This window comes from Streptomyces capparidis, assembly GCF_054782095.1.
Genome location: NZ_BAAGTD010000097.1, coordinates 1 through 15,257 on the forward strand (window position 1 = coordinate 1; position 15,257 = coordinate 15,257).

The 15,257-nt window shown below is 75.0% G+C and carries 12 protein-coding genes and 1 pseudogene; 8 read left to right on the forward strand and 5 right to left on the reverse strand.

Going from position 1 to position 15,257, the window contains the following annotated elements; translation table 11 throughout:
- Window positions 1-474 precede the first annotated feature (474 nt).
- From ACYVO2_RS36540 to ACYVO2_RS36570, 7 genes are all read left to right on the forward strand, one after another.
- Window positions 475-1,128, forward strand: coding sequence for a helix-turn-helix transcriptional regulator (locus tag ACYVO2_RS36540; protein ID WP_461012436.1), 654 nt, complete (start codon window positions 475-477; stop codon window positions 1,126-1,128).
- A gap of 471 nt (window positions 1,129-1,599) precedes the next feature.
- Entirely contained in the window at window positions 1,600-2,841 is a 1,242-nt protein-coding gene (locus ACYVO2_RS36545) for an HRDC domain-containing protein (RefSeq protein WP_461012437.1), read from the forward strand.
- Window positions 2,842-3,165: 324 nt separating this feature from the next.
- Window positions 3,166-4,383 (forward strand): thiolase family protein, encoded by a 1,218-nt coding sequence (locus ACYVO2_RS36550; RefSeq protein ID WP_461012438.1) that lies wholly within the window; start codon window positions 3,166-3,168, stop codon window positions 4,381-4,383.
- Window position 4,384: 1 nt separating this feature from the next.
- The gene (locus tag ACYVO2_RS36555) at window positions 4,385-6,505 is read left to right on the forward strand and encodes a 3-hydroxyacyl-CoA dehydrogenase NAD-binding domain-containing protein (RefSeq protein WP_461012439.1); all 2,121 of its coding nucleotides are present in this window, start codon (window positions 4,385-4,387) and stop codon (window positions 6,503-6,505) included.
- 206 nt (window positions 6,506-6,711) lie between these two features.
- Complete coding sequence (locus ACYVO2_RS36560; RefSeq protein WP_461012440.1) at window positions 6,712-7,593, forward strand: sigma-70 family RNA polymerase sigma factor; 882 nt, start codon at window positions 6,712-6,714, stop codon at window positions 7,591-7,593.
- Window positions 7,594-7,785: 192 nt separating this feature from the next.
- Complete coding sequence (locus ACYVO2_RS36565; protein ID WP_461012447.1) at window positions 7,786-8,187, forward strand: MarR family transcriptional regulator; 402 nt, start codon at window positions 7,786-7,788, stop codon at window positions 8,185-8,187.
- Between the two features lie 344 nt (window positions 8,188-8,531).
- Window positions 8,532-9,755, forward strand: a complete 1,224-nt coding sequence (locus ACYVO2_RS36570) for an MFS transporter (RefSeq protein ID WP_461012441.1) — start codon at window positions 8,532-8,534, stop codon at window positions 9,753-9,755.
- 30 nt (window positions 9,756-9,785) lie between these two features.
- Here the strand turns inward: ACYVO2_RS36570 and ACYVO2_RS36575 are convergent, their stop codons facing one another.
- Both ACYVO2_RS36575 and ACYVO2_RS36580 read right to left on the reverse strand, forming a co-directional pair.
- Entirely contained in the window at window positions 9,786-10,163 is a 378-nt protein-coding gene (locus ACYVO2_RS36575) for an RNA-binding S4 domain-containing protein (protein ID WP_461012442.1), read from the reverse strand.
- Between the two features lie 45 nt (window positions 10,164-10,208).
- Entirely contained in the window at window positions 10,209-11,132 is a 924-nt protein-coding gene (locus ACYVO2_RS36580; protein ID WP_461012443.1) for an ABC transporter substrate-binding protein, read from the reverse strand.
- Between the two features lie 108 nt (window positions 11,133-11,240).
- Between ACYVO2_RS36580 and ACYVO2_RS36585 the strand changes: the two genes are divergently transcribed.
- Window positions 11,241-11,672: a PIN domain-containing protein gene (locus ACYVO2_RS36585; protein ID WP_461012444.1), complete on the forward strand. Its 432-nt coding sequence runs from the start codon at window positions 11,241-11,243 to the stop codon at window positions 11,670-11,672.
- Between the two features lie 66 nt (window positions 11,673-11,738).
- On the opposite strand, the gene ACYVO2_RS36590 is transcribed toward ACYVO2_RS36585, so the two are convergent.
- From ACYVO2_RS36590 to ACYVO2_RS36600, 3 genes and pseudogenes are all read right to left on the reverse strand, one after another.
- Window positions 11,739-13,148: a glycosyltransferase family 39 protein gene (locus tag ACYVO2_RS36590; protein WP_461012445.1), complete on the reverse strand. Its 1,410-nt coding sequence runs from the start codon at window positions 13,146-13,148 to the stop codon at window positions 11,739-11,741.
- Between the two features lie 104 nt (window positions 13,149-13,252).
- The gene (locus ACYVO2_RS36595) at window positions 13,253-14,782 is read right to left on the reverse strand and encodes an amino acid permease (RefSeq protein WP_461012446.1); all 1,530 of its coding nucleotides are present in this window, start codon (window positions 14,780-14,782) and stop codon (window positions 13,253-13,255) included.
- 271 nt (window positions 14,783-15,053) lie between these two features.
- Window positions 15,054-15,257, reverse strand: a pseudogene (locus tag ACYVO2_RS36600) (1-deoxy-D-xylulose-5-phosphate synthase); the annotation flags it as partial.

Consider the following 15,257-nt stretch of genomic DNA (forward strand, 5'->3'; position numbering starts at 1 on the left):
CCGCGCGGCGCCCGCCCGGCCGGACGCGCGGTCACCCGGCGGCGCCGCGGTCCGGCATGATGACGGTGCCGGCGCCGGGCCCCCTCCGGCCGCCGCCCCCGGTCCCGCGCGTGCGCCCCGTTCTGCGCGGCGTCCCCGACAGTGGTATTCCTGACGGCGGCACACGTGTCGCCCCGCGGCCGTGAGCGAGCCGCCCGCCGCGGTGCCCCGGCCCCCGCGAACCGTGACGCACCGTCACCGCAGCCTCCGCCGTCTGCCCGCATGACGACCGGGCGTGACCGATCCCGCGACCTTTTCGGCGCTGCGAGACCGAACAACGGGCAGCATTGCCCGAATTGTTACTGACCAAATCAGGATCTTTCGCTAAAGCCGGACGGTGATGGTGCCGAAGCAGTCAGTGACCCTTTTCCAATCCGCGGATCACCCCGACTTCCCCACGTCGGACCCGTCCTGCCACCCCCCACAGGAGGCCTGGTGTCGGTTCTTCTCGAGCACCCCACAAGCCTGGTCGCCTACCGGCCGAACAAGCCGACGGCGATGGTCGTCGTCGCCGACCCCCGTGTCCGCAGTACCGTCACCCGCCACCTCTGGGCGCTCGGAGTAAGGGACGTCATCGAGGCCTCCTCCATCGCCGAGGCGCGCCCGAGGATCTGCACCCCACGGGACATCTGCGTCGCCGACGTCCACCTGCCCGACGGCTCGGGCCTCACGCTGCTCGCGGAGACCCGGGCGGCCGGCTGGCCCAACGGCTTGGCCCTGTCCGCCGCCGACGACATCGGCGCCGTGCGCAACGCCCTCGCGGGCGGCGTGAAGGGCTATGTCGTCACCGGCACCCGCACCGGCGTGGGCCTGCCCCCGCGCCCGGGCGCCACCCCCATCGGAGCGGGCGCCGCCCGGCTGCGCCGCCCGCCGGGCACCACCCCCGGCGGCTACCGCGAGTTGTCCGGCCGCGAGGTGGAGGTACTGCGCCTCGTGGCCGAGGGCCAGTCCAACAAGGCGATCGGCGTGTCGATGGGCCTGTCCGCCCTCACCGTCAAGAGCCATCTGGCCCGCATCGCCCGCAAGCTGGGCACCGGCGACCGCGCGGGCATGGTCGCGGTCGCGCTGCGCACCGGCATCATCCACTGACCCCCGTCCGCCGCCGCGCCCGCCCGTCGCGTCACCCACCGCCCCGGCGGCGGGCGCCGCGACGGGCGGGAGCCCTTGCCCCGAACCCCCCGCGAACCCCGAAAGCCCCGGCCACCGGCGGCCCGCCGCCGACGGCCGGGGCTTCACCCGTGGACCCGACGCCGGGGCCGGACGGCGGCCGCCCGGAAACGCACCGCCACCCGGACGGGCCCGTCCCCGTCGCGGGGAGGCTCACCTCCCAACCCCCCACCCCTCCCCCGGAAAGCCCCACCCCCCTTGGGCTCCCCCGTGGCCGAACCACGCGCCCCCGAGCCCCTGCTCAGGCCGAACACTCACGGGCCCACCCCGGACCAGTCCGCCCAACCCGCCCCACCCCCGCCCCTGGGGCGGTGGGTGGGGCGACGGGCGGGCGGGTGGGGCGACGGGCGGGAGGGCGGGCGGGCCTTTTGTATTGACGGCTACCCTGGGTAGGTGACCGACGCCCGAGAAGCCTCCGTAAGTGAAGACGCCCTGGCGCCGGTTCCGCTGCTGGATCCGCGCGAGGGCATCCCGCCGGTCGTCGCCGGCCCGGCCGCCTTCGCCGAAGTGGTCGCCGCCTTCTCGGCGGGCAGGGGCCCGGTCGCCATCGACGCCGAGCGCGCTTCCGGCTACCGCTACGGCCAGCGGGCCTATCTGGTCCAGTTGCGCCGGGCCGGTGCGGGAACCGCGCTGATCGACCCGATCGCCTGCCCGGATCTGTCGTCGCTGGGGGCGGTGTTCGCCGACACCGAGTGGGTGCTGCACGCGGCGACGCAGGATCTGCCGTGTCTGGGCGAGGTCGGGATGCGGCCGTCGCGGTTGTTCGACACGGAGCTGGCGGGCCGGCTGGCCGGTTTCCCCCGGGTGGGTCTGGGGGCGATGGTGGAGTCGGTGCTCGGCTACTCGCTGGAGAAGGGCCATTCGGCGGTGGACTGGTCGACGCGTCCGCTGCCGGAGCCGTGGCTGCGGTACGCGGCGCTGGACGTGGAGCTCCTGGTGGATCTGCGGGACGCGCTCGAGGAGGAGCTGGCCCGGCAGGGGAAGCTGGAGTGGGCGCGTCAGGAGTTCGACGCGATCGTGGCCGCGCCGCCGCCGGAGCCTCGGGTGGACCCGTGGCGCCGCACGTCGGGGATGCACAAGGTGCGGCGGCGGCGTCAGCTCGCGATCGTCCGCGAGTTGTGGCTGGCGCGGGACCGGATCGCCCGGGAGCGCGATGTGTCGCCGGGCCGGGTGCTGCCGGACGCGGCCATCGTGGCGGCGGCGCTGGCGGCTCCGCAGAACGCGAACGCGCTGGCGGCGCTGCCGGGTTTCGGCCACCGCACGAGCCGCCGCCAGTTGGAGCACTGGCTGGCGGCGGTGGAGCGGGCGCGCGCCCTGCCGGAGGGCGCGCTGCCGCAGGCGTCGGCTCCGGTGACGGGGCCGCCTCCGCCGCGTTCGTGGGCGGACAAGGACCCGGTGGCGGCGGCGAGGCTGTCGGCGGCCCGCACCCGGGTGACCGCTCTCGCCCACAGTCTGAACCTTCCGCAGGAGAATCTGATCGCCCCGGACACGGTGCGCCGGGTGTGCTGGACGCCTCCGGAGGAGCCGACCCGCGAGCGGGTGGCCGCGGCGCTCGTGGCGCACGGGGCGCGGCCGTGGCAGGTGGAGCTGGTCACCCCGGTGCTGGTGGAGGCGCTGGACACGCCGTCCGAGTGAGCGGCCGGCCCGCCGGGGCGCGGTCGTGGTACGGCGTTCGGGTGAACCGCCGCGCGGCGCGGCGGGCGTGACACTCCCCACCTGCGGGTGGGGGTGGGCACACGGGTTACCGATGAGTAGCATGGGCTCCGGAGCGACCGGTCGCGGTGCGCGCCCGGCCGTCCGCCGGGGGCGCCGCCACGGCCGGGGATCCGAGCGAGCCGATCCCTCCCGCCCTCCCGTCGCCCCTCCCCCGCCCCGGCGGCCGGTGGGGACGGGGGAGGGTGAGGGTGGCTTGGGCCCCTCCGCCCGGAGGACGGCAGCGAACCAGACAAGGGAGCCAACGTGCCTCGTACCGCTAGGGACGTCGTCTTCGTGGACGGCGTACGGACACCGTTCGGCAAGGCGGGCCCGAAGGGCATCTACCACGACACCCGCGCCGACGACCTGGTCATCAAGTGCATCAGGGAGCTGCTGCGCCGCAACCCGGGGCTGCCGCCGGAGCGCGTGGACGACGTGGCGATCGCCGCCACCACCCAGATCGGCGACCAGGGCCTGACGATCGGCCGCTCCGCCGCGCTGCTGGCGGGGCTGCCGAGGACCGTGCCCGGCTACGCCGTGGACCGGATGTGCGCCGGCGCGATGACCGCCGTCACCACCACCGCGGGCGGGATCTCCTTCGGCGCGTACGACGTGGTGGTCGCCGGCGGCGTGGAGCACATGGGCCGCCACCCGATGGGCGAGGGCGTGGACCCCAACCCACGGTTCCTGACGGAGAAGCTGGTCGACTCCTCCGCCCTGTTCATGGGCATGACGGCGGAGAACATCCACGACCGCCTCCCCCACCTGACCAAGGAGCGCGCCGACGCGTTCGCCGTGCGCAGCCAGGAGCGGGCCGCCAAGGCGTACGCCAACGGCAGGATCCAGCAGGACCTGGTGCCGGTCGCGGTGCGCCGCACCAACCCGGAGGGCGGCGAGACCGGCTGGGGCCTGGCCACCGCGGACGAGCCGCTGCGCCCGAACACCACGCTCGAGGGCATCGCCGACCTCAAGACCCCGTTCCGCCCGCACGGCCGGGTCACCGCCGCCAACTCCGCGGGCCTGAACGACGGCGCCACCGCCTCCCTGCTCGCCGCCGAGGACGTCGCGCGGGAGCTGGGCCTGCCGGTGCGGATGCGCCTGGTCTCCTTCGCCTTCGCGGGCGTGGAGCCGGAGGTCATGGGCATCGGCCCGATCCCGTCCACCGAGAAGGCGCTGGCCAAGGCGGGCCTGGGCATCGGTGACATCGGCCTGTTCGAGATCAACGAGGCGTTCGCCGTGCAGGTGCTGTCCTTCCTGGACCACTTCGGCATCGCCGACGACGACGAGCGCGTCAACGCCTGGGGCGGCGCCATCGCCTTCGGGCACCCGCTGGCCTCCTCCGGCGTCCGCCTGATGAACCAGTTGGCCCGGCAGTTCGAGGAGCACCCCGAGGTCCGCTACGGCCTCACGGCCATGTGCATCGGCATGGGCATGGGCGGCACCGTGATCTGGGAGAACCCGCACTACGAGGGGACCGAGTAAAGTGACCGACCTTTCCGCTCTCGCCCAGGAGATCTTCCCGGACGAGGTTGTGACGCAGGCCCATGTGCGCCATCTGGACCTGCCCTCGGGCGCGGGCCGGTTCGCCCTGATCACCCTGGACAACGGCCACGACCACACCAAGCCGACCACGTTCGGCCCGCAGGGGCTGCTGAACCTGGGCACGGCGTTGGACCAGGTGGAGGCCGAGGCCGCCGCGGGCGAGATCGTCGGCGTCGGCGTGACCGGCAAGCCGTTCATCTTCGCCGTGGGCGCCGACCTCAAGGGCGTCGAGGCGGTGCGGCGGCGCGAGCACGCGCTGGCCATCGGCCGGGCCGGCCACGACGCGTTCAAGCGCCTGGGCGCGCTGCCGGTGCCCACCTTCGCCTACTACAACGGCGCGGCCATGGGCGGCGGCGTGGAGATCGGCCTGCACTGCCAGTACCGCACGATCTCCTCCTCGGTGCCCGCGTTCTCCCTGCCCGAGGTGTTCCTCGGCCTGGTGCCCGGCTGGGGCGGCTGCGCGCTGCTGCCGAACCTGATCGGCGCCGACCGCGCCGTCTCGGTGATCATCGAGAACTCGCTCAACCAGAACAAGCAGCTCAAGCCCGCGCAGGTGCTGGAGCTCGGCATCGCGGACGCCATGTTCGAGGCGGCGGACTTCCTGGAGCAGTCGCTGCACTGGACCGCCGCCGTCCTCAAGGGCGAGATCGCCGTGGACCGGCCGGAGCCGGACCGCGGCGAGGCGTGGGACGCGGCGGTGCAGCGCGGCCGGGCCTTCGCCGACTCCAAGGTCCACGGCGCCGCCCCCGCGGCCTACCGCGCCCTGGACATCGTCTCCGCGGCGAAGAACGGCGACCTGCGCGCGGGCTTCGCGGCCGAGGACGAGGCGCTGGCCGACCTGATCATGGGCGGTGAGCTGCGCGCCGGGATCTACGCGTTCAACCTGGTGCAGAAGCGCGGCAAGCGCCCGGCGGGCGCGCCCGACAAGTCGCTGGCCCGCCCGGTGACCAAGGTGGGCGTGATCGGCGCGGGCCTGATGGCCTCCCAGTTGGCCCTGCTGTTCGCCCGCCGCCTGGAGGTGCCGGTCGTGCTGACCGACATCGACCAGGAGCGCGTGGACAAGGGCGTGGGCTATGTCCACGAGGAGATCGACAAGCTGCTCCTGAAGGGCAGGATCAACCAGGACAAGGCCAACCGCCTCAAGGCGGCGGTGACCGGCTCCCTGGACAAGAAGGCCGCCTTCGCCGACGCCGACTTCGTCATCGAAGCGGTGTTCGAGGAGATGTCTCTCAAGCAGCGGGTCTTCGCCGAGCTGGAGGAGATCGTCCCGCCGCACGCCATCCTGGCGACGAACACCTCCTCCCTGTCCGTCTCGGAGATGGCCTCGGGCCTGAAGCACCCCGAGCGCGTGGTGGGCTTCCACTTCTTCAACCCCGTCGCCGTGCTGCCCCTGCTGGAGATCGTCCGCGGGGAGCGGACCGACGACGGGGCGCTGGCCACCGCGTTCGGCGTGGCCAAGCAGCTCAAGAAGACCGCGGTGCTGGTCAAGGACGCCCCGGCGTTCGTCGTCAACCGGATCCTCACCCGGTTCCTCGGCGAGGTGCTCACCTCCATCGACGAGGGCACCCCGGTGGAGGTCGCGGACCGCGCCCTGGCCCCGCTCGGCCTGCCGATGTCCCCGATCGTCCTGCTCGAGCTGGTCGGCCCCGCGGTCGCCCACCATGTGGCGGGCACCCTGGCGACGGCGTTCCCGGACCGCTTCGCGCGCTCGGAGAACCTGGGCCGCATCGTCGAGGCGGGCAAACGGAACATCTACCAGTACGACTCCGGCAAGCCGGAGGTGGACCCGGAGGTGGCGGCGCTGTTCCAGGTCGGGGACACCGTCCGCACCGAGGAGCAGGTCCGCGACCGGGCGCTGAACGCCATCGCCCAAGAGATCCAGCTCATGCTGGACGAGGGCGTGGTGGCCGAGCCGCAGGACATCGACCTGTGCCTGATCACCGGCGCGGGCTGGCCGTTCCACCTGGGCGGCATCACCCCGTACCTGGACCGCACCGGCGTCTCGGAGCGGGTGAACGGCAAGACGTTCCTGGCCCCGGGCGTGGCGAGCGTGCCGGCCTGAGCCGAGCGACCGTCCGCGGCGGCCGGGCCCCGGTTTCCCCCGGGGCCCGGCCGCCGCGGCGTGCCGGGCGCCGCCCGGGGCCGGGGGCGCCGGCGCCGCGGGACGGCGGTGGCCGTTCGGACCGGGAGGGCGGGGCCGGGTGCTCGTCACATCCGCCGCCTTCGATCCGTCACCTCACCGACGGATCCCTACGGAGGGTGTGACAGGTGGACGACGTGGACTTCCTCGCCGCGCGGTTCGAGGAGCACCGCCCGCATCTGCGGGGGGTGGCCTACCGGATGCTCGGCTCGCTCAGCGAGGCCGACGACGCCGTGCAGGAGGCGTGGGTCCGGCTGCACCGCTCGGACGCGCGGGACATCGCGAACCTGGGCGGGTGGCTGACCACGGTGGTGGGGCGGGTCTGCCTGGACATGCTGCGCTCGCGCACCTCGCGGCGGGAGGAGTCGCTGGAGGAGCGGGTGCGGCTGCCCGACCCCGTCGTCAGCGGCCCCGGCGGCGTCGACCCGGAGCAGGAGGCGCTGCTGGCCGACTCGGTGGGGCTCGCGCTGCTGGTCGTCCTGGAGACCCTGGCGCCCGCCGAGCGGCTCGCCTTCGTGCTGCACGACCTGTTCGGCGTGCCGTTCGACGACATCGGCCCCGTGGTCGGGCGCACCCCGGCGGCGGCCCGGCAGTTGGCCAGCCGCGCCCGCCGCAGGGTGCGGGGCGCCCCGACCCCGGACGCCGACCTGGCCCGCCAGCGGGAGGTCGTCGGGGCCTTCCTCAGCGCGTCGCGGGGCGGCGACTTCGAGGCGCTGGTGGCCGTGCTCGACCCGGACGTGGTGGCGCGCTCGGACGGCGGTGCCCTGCGGCCGAGCACGGTGCGGCGCGGCGCGGCGGAGGTCGCGAGCCAGGCGATCACCTTCGCCCGGTTCGCCGAGTCCGCGCACCAGGCGCTGGTCAACGGCGCGGCGGGCGTGGTGGCCACGGCCGAGGGGCGGCCGGTGTCGGTGATGGCGTTCACGATCACCGGCGAGCGGATCGTGGCGATCGACATCCTCACCGACCCGGAGCGGCTGGCCCGGCTCGACCTGGCGGTGCCTGGCCGGTGACGCCGCGGCGCGGGGCGGGGCCGCCCTCCGGGCGACGACGGGGATTCGACCGCAGGCCCTAGCCTGGAGGGGGACAAAGCTTCTTTGCTCAGCAAGGCACGTGGAGGTGCTCGGGTGTCAGCCGACGACGGGCGGGAGGCCGCCGCGCCCGGCGTCGGCGTGGACGACGCGGTGCGCACGCTGCTGCTGCTGATGCCGCGCATGGTGGGCCGGGCCAAGCGCATCCGGGTCCCGCAGGAGCTGGCCGGCCTCGCGCTGGCGCCCAGGCACCTGACGCTGTTCGCCTACCTGCTCCTGGACGGCCCGCTGAGCGTGAACGAGCTGGCCAGGCGGCTGGAGGTGGCGCCGACGACGGTGAGCCTGATGGTCGGCGAGCTGAGCCGCAAGGGCATCCTGGACCGCCGGGAGGACGAGGCCGACCGCCGCCGCAAGATCGTCTCCATCGCGGCGTCCCACCGCCCGGCCATCGACGCCTGGCTGGGCCGCGGCGCCACCGCATGGCGCAACGCCCTGGCCCCCCTCACCCCGGAGCAGCGCGGGATGTTCGTGGAGACGCTGGCCGCGTACGAGCGGGGGCTCGGCGAGGAGGAGTAGGCGGCGCGGGCCGCCCCCGCGGCACCCGAACCGGCACCTCACCGCCCTGCCGGGCCGTCGCCGCGCCCACCGGGGCGCGGCGACGGGAGGAGCCCTTCACACCGGCCCGCCCGCGGCCTGCCCTCCCCCGGTCTGCTTTCCGCCGCTCCCCGAGGCGGGCCCTCCCCCTGGCCCGCCCTCGGGGGTTCCCGCCCCCGAAAGCCCCACCGCCGGGCCGCCCTCACCCGATCACCTCACCCAATCACCCCCACACGCCGATATGCGGCGCTTGCAAACAACAGGCCCACACAAGTATTGTCCGAGCCTGTAAGCAGCATACGCAACCAACCTCGGGGTGAACTGACATGCCTCTGGCCCTCCTGGCCCTGGCCATCGGAGCCTTCGGTATCGGCACGACCGAATTCGTGATCATGGGGCTGCTCCCCGAGGTCGCCGCCGAGTACGGGGTCTCCATCCCCACCGCGGGGCTCCTCGTCACCGGCTACGCCCTCGGCGTGGTGCTGGGCGCCCCGCTGATGACCGCCCTGGGCACCCGGGTGCCGCGCAAGCGGATGCTCATGGTGCTCATGGGCCTGTTCACGGCGGGCAACGCCCTCTCCGCCGCCGCCCCGGTCTTCGAGGTGATGCTCGCCGGCCGCGTGCTGGCCTCCCTCGCGCACGGCGCGTTCTTCGGCATCGGCTCCGTGGTCGCCGCCGGCCTGGTCGCCCCGCACCGCAAGGCGGGCGCGATAGCGATGATGTTCACGGGCCTGACGGTGGCGAACGTGGTCGGCGTGCCCGCGGGCACCCTCCTCGGGCAGCACGTGGGCTGGCGCGTCACCTTCGGCGCCGTGGCGGTGCTCGGCGTGGTGGGCCTGGCCGGCATAGCCCGGCTGGTGCCGGAGCAGCCCCGCCAGGAGGGGGTGCGGCTGCGGCACGAGGTGGCCGCCTTCCGCAACGTCCAGGTGCTGCTGGCCATGGCGATGACGGTGCTCGGATTCGGCGGGGTGTTCGCCGCCATCACCTACATCACCCCGATGATGACGGACGTCGCGGGCTACGCGGACGGCTCGGTCATCTGGCTGCTGGCCCTGTTCGGCCTGGGCATGGTCGCCGGGAACCTGGTCGGCGGGCGGTTCGCCGACCGGGCGCTGATGCCGATGCTGTACGTGTCGCTGGGCGCCCTGGCCGTCGTCCTGGCGCTGTTCACCGTCACCGCGCACCACAAGGCGCTCGCCGCGGTCACGATCACGCTGATCGGCGCGCTGGGCTTCGCCACCGTCCCGCCGCTCCAGAAGCGGGTGCTCGACCAGGCGGCGGCCGCGCCCACCCTGGCCTCCGCGGTGAACATCGGCGCGTTCAACCTGGGCAACGCGCTGTCCGCCTGGCTCGGCGGCGTGGTGATATCCGCGGGCCTGGGCTACACGGCCCCCAACTGGGTGGGCGCCGCCCTCGCCGCCTCCGCCCTGGCGCTGGCCGTGCTCTCCGCGGCCCTGGACCGCCGCGGCGCCCGGGCCGGCCGGGTGGTCGCCCACGGCCCCGGGCGGACGGCCCCGGCGCCCGGGCGCGCCTCGGCGGCCCGCCGCTGAGCCGCCCGCCCGGGCGCCGCGCCCGGGTGGTCAGCGTCCCCGCAGGCGTTCGATCTCGCGGCGGTCGCGCTTGGTGGGGCGGCCCGCGCCGCGGTCCCGCAGCGGCACGGCGACGGCCTCCTCGCGGGGAGGCGGCGGCGGGCTGTTGTCGATGTAGCACTCGGCGGCCGCCGGGGCGCCGACCCGCTTGCGGACCAGCCGGGTGACCACCACGATGCGCTCCCGCCCGGCGTGGAACACCCGCACCGTGTCACCGGGGCGCAGCGGGTGGGCCGGCTTGACGCGCTCGTCGTTGACGCGGACGTGGCCCGCCCGGCAGGCCGCCGCGGCCAGCGACCGGGTCTTGGTGAGCCGGACGGACCAGATCCAACTGTCCACCCGCACGGGGCCCTCGTGCTCAGTCGCCATGCCTCGCACTCTATAACCGGGCCCGTCGCGGGGCCGACGGGTTTGTCAGCGCCTGCCGACGGCCCGCTCCGGCCGCCGGATCCCCTCCAGCCAGCGCGGATCGACGGCCTGCTCGGGCGCCAGGGTGCCGCGGCCCGCGGCGGGCGGCAGCAGGGCGGCGCGCCGCAGCAGCCCGACGGCGGTGCGCAGCGCCTCGGGGGACAGCCGCAGCTCGGCGTCGACCAGGCCGGCCCGGTCGAGTTCGCGCACGGCCCGGTCGGTGTACCGGCGGGGCACGCCCATGACCCGGGCGGCCAGCGGGCTCCACCGCCCGGGTTCGGCGAGGAAGGCGCGGGCGCCCGCGCGCAGCGCCCGCAGGAAGCCGGGCGCGGCCTGCCGGCACACGGGGGAAGCGGCGTCCGCGCAGACCGCGACGAACGGGTAGTCGGGGATGTGGTCGCGGACGTCGGTGAGCACGGTGAAGCCCGCGTCCTCGGCCATCCAGGCGAACGGCACCGGCTGGAGGGCGGCGGCCAGCTCGCCGCGCCGCAGCAGCCGCCACCGCTCGGCGTGGTTGCCGACCAGGACGAAGGAGTAGTCGCGGGGGTGGTACAGGCCGTACCGGGCGAGCACCGCCTCGGCCAGGTGCCGGGTGCCCTCGGTGAGGGAGCTGGTGCCGATCGGCCGTCCGCGCAGGTCCGCCACCGACCGGTGCTCCGCCTGGGCGACCAGGGACAGCGGCGGGTGGTTGGTCAGCCCGGCCAGGACGCGCAGGGTGCCGCCGTGCACGGCGTCGATGACGGTGCCCTCGGGGGTGCTGAGCGCGAAGTCCGCGTCGCCGTTCCTGAGCGCGGTGGTGACCGCGTCGGTGGAGCCGGTGACGGCGTGCCGGGTGGTGATGCCCTCCGCGGCGAGGTGCCCGTCGTGCTCGGCGACCCACAGGGGCAGGCACACCACGGCCTCGCCGGCGAGCGCCACGGTGACACGCATCGGGTACCTCCTGCTCGCGGAAGGCGGCCTCCGGCTCAAGCCTGGCCCCCGGGGAGCCGTCCCGCATCCGGGGCCGGCGGGGGCGGGCGGCGTGCGACGCTTTCTCCCATGGTTCCTCTCCTGATCGTGGACGCCGCCAACGTGGTCGGTTCGGTGCCGGACGGCTGGTGGCGGGACAGACGCGGGGCCAACGAGAGGCTGCGCGACGTGCTGGTGCCGCTGGGCCGCGGCGGGCTGCCCGGCCGGACGGACGTGCCGCCGTGGGCGCGCCGCCCGCCGCTGGAGGTGCTGCTCGTGGTGGAGGGCGCCGCCCGCGGCGTCGCCCCGGTGGACGGGGTGCGGGTGCTGGCCGCGCAGGGCAGCGGGGACGACCGGATCGTGCGGGCCGTCGCCGAGGCGCGGCGGGCCGACCCGGAGCGGCCCGTCCTGGTGGTGACGGCGGACCGGGAGCTGCGCCGCCGGGTGGCCGAGCACGGGGCCGAGGTGGCGGGCCCCCGCGCGGTGCGGCCGGACGGCGGGGACGGGGCACCGGGGAGCTGACCGGGGCGCCGGGCGGGCCCATGGGTGTCCGGCCACCCTCGCCGGGCGCGTACGGCCGGACAGGTCCTAGGGCCGGCGCCGCTCGTAGAACACGGCGCCGTCCACGGTGGCCACCCGCCGGTAGTCCCGCTCCAGCAGCCGCCGCAGGTCGGGCACCTGAGAGGGCCGGTAGGGGGCGCCCCGGGAGTCGTCCACGATCAGGGCGGGCGGGTGGCGCCGCATCTCCTCGTGGAACACCCGCCATGCCCCGGGCACCGCGTGCTCCTGGCCCACCAGCTCCCCGCCGCGTCCGCCGCCGAAGTTCGTCAGGAACCCGGCGGTGAGGTACCGGCTGGCGGGCGCGCGGTCGGCGAGCCAGTAGTTCTCCGGGTGCATGCCCCAGATGAGAACCTTCTCGTGCGGCGCGGTGCGCGCCTCCACGGCGGCGGCGACGGTGCGCGCGTGGTCCAGCTCGGGCGCGGGGTGGAGCACGCCCCAGGCCAGGAACGCGGCGGAGACGGTGGCGGTGCAGGCGAGCGCCGGCCGGCGCCACCGCGGCAGGCGGCGCAGCGCGGCCACGCCGAGCAGCACCAGCGGCGGCACCAGTTGCAGGTAGTAGTGGCCGAAGAAGCGGAAGCCGGTGACCACGGCGGCGCCGCTGCCCGCGAGCCACAGCCACAGGTCGGCGTCGGCGACGGTGACGCCGCGCCCCCGCACCCGGACCACGGCGGCGAGCAGCACGCCCGCGGCGGCGCCCAGGATCGCGGCGTTGCCGGCGGCGCGGGCCAGCACGACCGGCCAGGAGTCACCGACGGAGGCGTAGGAGCCGCTGCCGGTCACCGTCCAGAACAGGAACCTCCCCGGCCCGGTGAGCAGGGCGACCGCGGCGACGGGCAGGGCGAAGGCGACGGCGGTCCGCGCCGCGCCGCGCCGGTCCCTGGCCCGCCACAGCATCCAGGCGACGGGCAGCAGCACGGCGCCGCCGGTCTGCTTGGTCAGGGCGGCCAGCGCGGCGCAGAGCCCGGCGCCGGCCCACCTGCCGCGCTCGGCGCACCAGAACGCCCACGCCGTGCCGGGCAGCAAGAACACCCCGAACGACGCCGCCTGCGCGTCCTCGGGCGCCAGGCCGATGGACACCAGCAGGTACAGCACGCCCGCGGCCGCGCCGGGCCGGTCCCCCCACCGGTCCCGGGCGATCCCGGCCACCGCGGCGGCGGTGAGCAGGTGGGCGAGCACGGCGAGCACCCGGACCGGCTGAAGCGAGCCGTCGCCGAACAGGGAGAACAGCCCCTGGTAGGCCCAGGGCAGCAGCGGCGGCTTGCGGTCCACCACGGTGTCGTACAGCTCGCCGCCGTCGAGCAGCATCCGGGCCTGGGTGGCGAGGAATCCCTCGTCGGGGTTCCACAGCGGCCGCAGGAACGACGGGACCCGGGTCGCCAGCGCGAGCAGTGCCAGCGCGGGGACCAGTTTCAGCCAGTAGCGGGTTGCGGCCGACACCCGTCCAGGTTACTGACGGGCCGACGGGGAGTGGAAGCGGGGCCAACGCCCGGTGGCCCCGAGGGGTGACGGAGGGCGCGCCGCTCCCCCGCCGGGTGCCGCGGTCAGGGCGGCGGCCCGGCGGCGGCCGCCCGCTCCCGCTGCCCGAGCCTGCTGTGCCGCCGCCCGTACACGGCGTAGAGCACGAGACCGAGCGCCATCCACACCCCGAACCGGATCCAGGTCTCCGCGCTGAGGTTGAGCATCAGCCACAGCGAGGCGAGCACGGAGGCGACGGGCAGCGCGGGCACCCACGGGGCGCGGAAGGCGCGGTGCAGGTCGGGGCGGGTGCGGCGGAGCACCAGCACGCCCGCGGCGACCACCACGAACGCGAACAGCGTGCCGACGTTGACCATCTCCTCCAGCTCGCCGACGGTGAAGAGGCCGGCGATGAGGGCGACCACGACGCCGAGCAGGACGGTGGTCCTGGCGGGGGTGCCGTACTTGGGGTGGACGGCGGAGAACGTCCGGGGCAGCAGCCCGTCGCGGCTCATCGCGAAGAACACCCGGGTCTGCCCCATGAGCAGGATCAGCACCACGGAGGTGATGCCCACGGCGGCGCCGAAGCTGATCACCCCGGAGAAGAAGGGGTGCCCGGCCGCCTTGAACGCCGACGCGAGCGGCGCGTCCTCGTCCAGGGTGCGGTAGTCCCGCATGCCGGTGACCACCAGCGACACCGCGACGTACAGCAGGGTGCACACGGCGAGCGACCCGAGGATGCCGCGCGGCAGGTCCCGCTGCGGACGCCGGGTCTCCTCGGCCGCGGTGGCGACGATGTCGAAGCCGATGAACGCGAAGAAGACCACCGCCGCCGCCGAGAAGATCCCCATCACGCCGAAGTGCGTCGGCTCGTAGCCGAACAGCGTCTGCACCAGGGGGGCCTGGAGGGTCGCGCCCGCGCCCTCGCTGGGCTCGGCCTTCGGCAGGAACGGGCTGTAGTTGTCGGGGACGATCAGGAACGCCCCGGCGATGATCACGATCAGCACCACGGTGATCTTGACGGCCACGATCAGGGAGGTGACCCGGGCGGACACCTTCATCCCGAGCAGCACCAGGCCGGTCAGGACCAGCACCAGCAGCGCCGCGGGCACGTCGAAGCCCTCGCCGCCGCCGCGGGTGACGCCCTCGGGGATCTCGACGCCGACGTTGTCCAGCAGGTTCACCACATAGCCGGACCAGCCCTCGGCCACCACCGCGGCGGCGAGGGCGAGCTCCAGCACCAGGTCCCAGCCGATGATCCAGGCGGGCAGCTCGCCCAGGGAGGCGTAGGAGAACGTGTACGCCGAGCCCGCCACCGGGACCGTGGAGGCGAACTCGGCGTAGCACAGCGCGGCCAGCCCGCAGACCACGGCGGAGGTGACGAAGGCCAGGGCGACGGCGGGCCCGGCGTAGTCCCTGGCGACGGTGCCGGTGACGACGAAGATTCCGGTGCCGATGATGACGCCGATGCCGTAGACCATCAGGTCGAGGGCGCCGAGCTCCTTGCGGAGGGAGTGCTCGGGCTCATGGGTGTCGCGGATGGACTGCTCGACCGACTTGGTGCGGAACAGGCCGCCGCCGCGCGCCCCGGGGCGGGGCGGGTCGCTGGTGTCCATGGCAGCACCTCCACGGTCGTGCTCGCGCCTCGTGGTGCGGGCGCTCGGTGGCCGTGGTCCACCCGCGGTGCGGATGCTTCAGCCGGACGCGCGCGTAATGCGATGGCCAACGGGCGGGCCCGTCGTGGGTGGCCCGCCCGTTATGTGATGACTCACATCTGACGCCGACTCGATTATGTCGCACTTTGTCCGCATTTCGGCGCGACGCCGCGCCGAAAGCTGCCGGGTTCCCTCCTGGTGCCCGGCCCGGGGTCGCGCCCCGGGCCCGGCGTCACTCGCCGGCGACGCCCGCGGGCTCGTCGTCGAGGCGGCCGTCGAGCCGGGCGACGAGGCCGGTCACCTGGCGGGCGATGTCGGGTGCGGTCAGCCCGACCTCGGCCAGCACCTCACCCCGCGAGCCGTGATCCAGGAACCGCGGCGGCACACCGAAGTCCCGCAACGGCACATCCACCCCCGCATCCCGCAACGCCTGCGC

Bases quoted from the DNA above. Each gene is read 5' to 3' on its own strand.
- ACYVO2_RS36565 (WP_461012447.1), top strand. From the start codon at position 7,786: ATGCCGCGCATGGTGGGCCGGGCCAAGCGCATCCGGGTCCCGCAGGAG.
- ACYVO2_RS36570 (WP_461012441.1), top strand. From the start codon at position 8,532: ATGCCTCTGGCCCTCCTGGCCCTGGCCATCGGAGCCTTCGGTATCGGC.
- ACYVO2_RS36575 (WP_461012442.1), bottom strand. From the start codon at position 10,163: ATGGCGACTGAGCACGAGGGCCCCGTGCGGGTGGACAGTTGGATCTGG.
- ACYVO2_RS36580 (WP_461012443.1), bottom strand. From the start codon at position 11,132: ATGCGTGTCACCGTGGCGCTCGCCGGCGAGGCCGTGGTGTGCCTGCCC.
- ACYVO2_RS36585 (WP_461012444.1), top strand. From the start codon at position 11,241: ATGGTTCCTCTCCTGATCGTGGACGCCGCCAACGTGGTCGGTTCGGTG.
- ACYVO2_RS36595 (WP_461012446.1), bottom strand. From the start codon at position 14,782: ATGGACACCAGCGACCCGCCCCGCCCCGGGGCGCGCGGCGGCGGCCTG.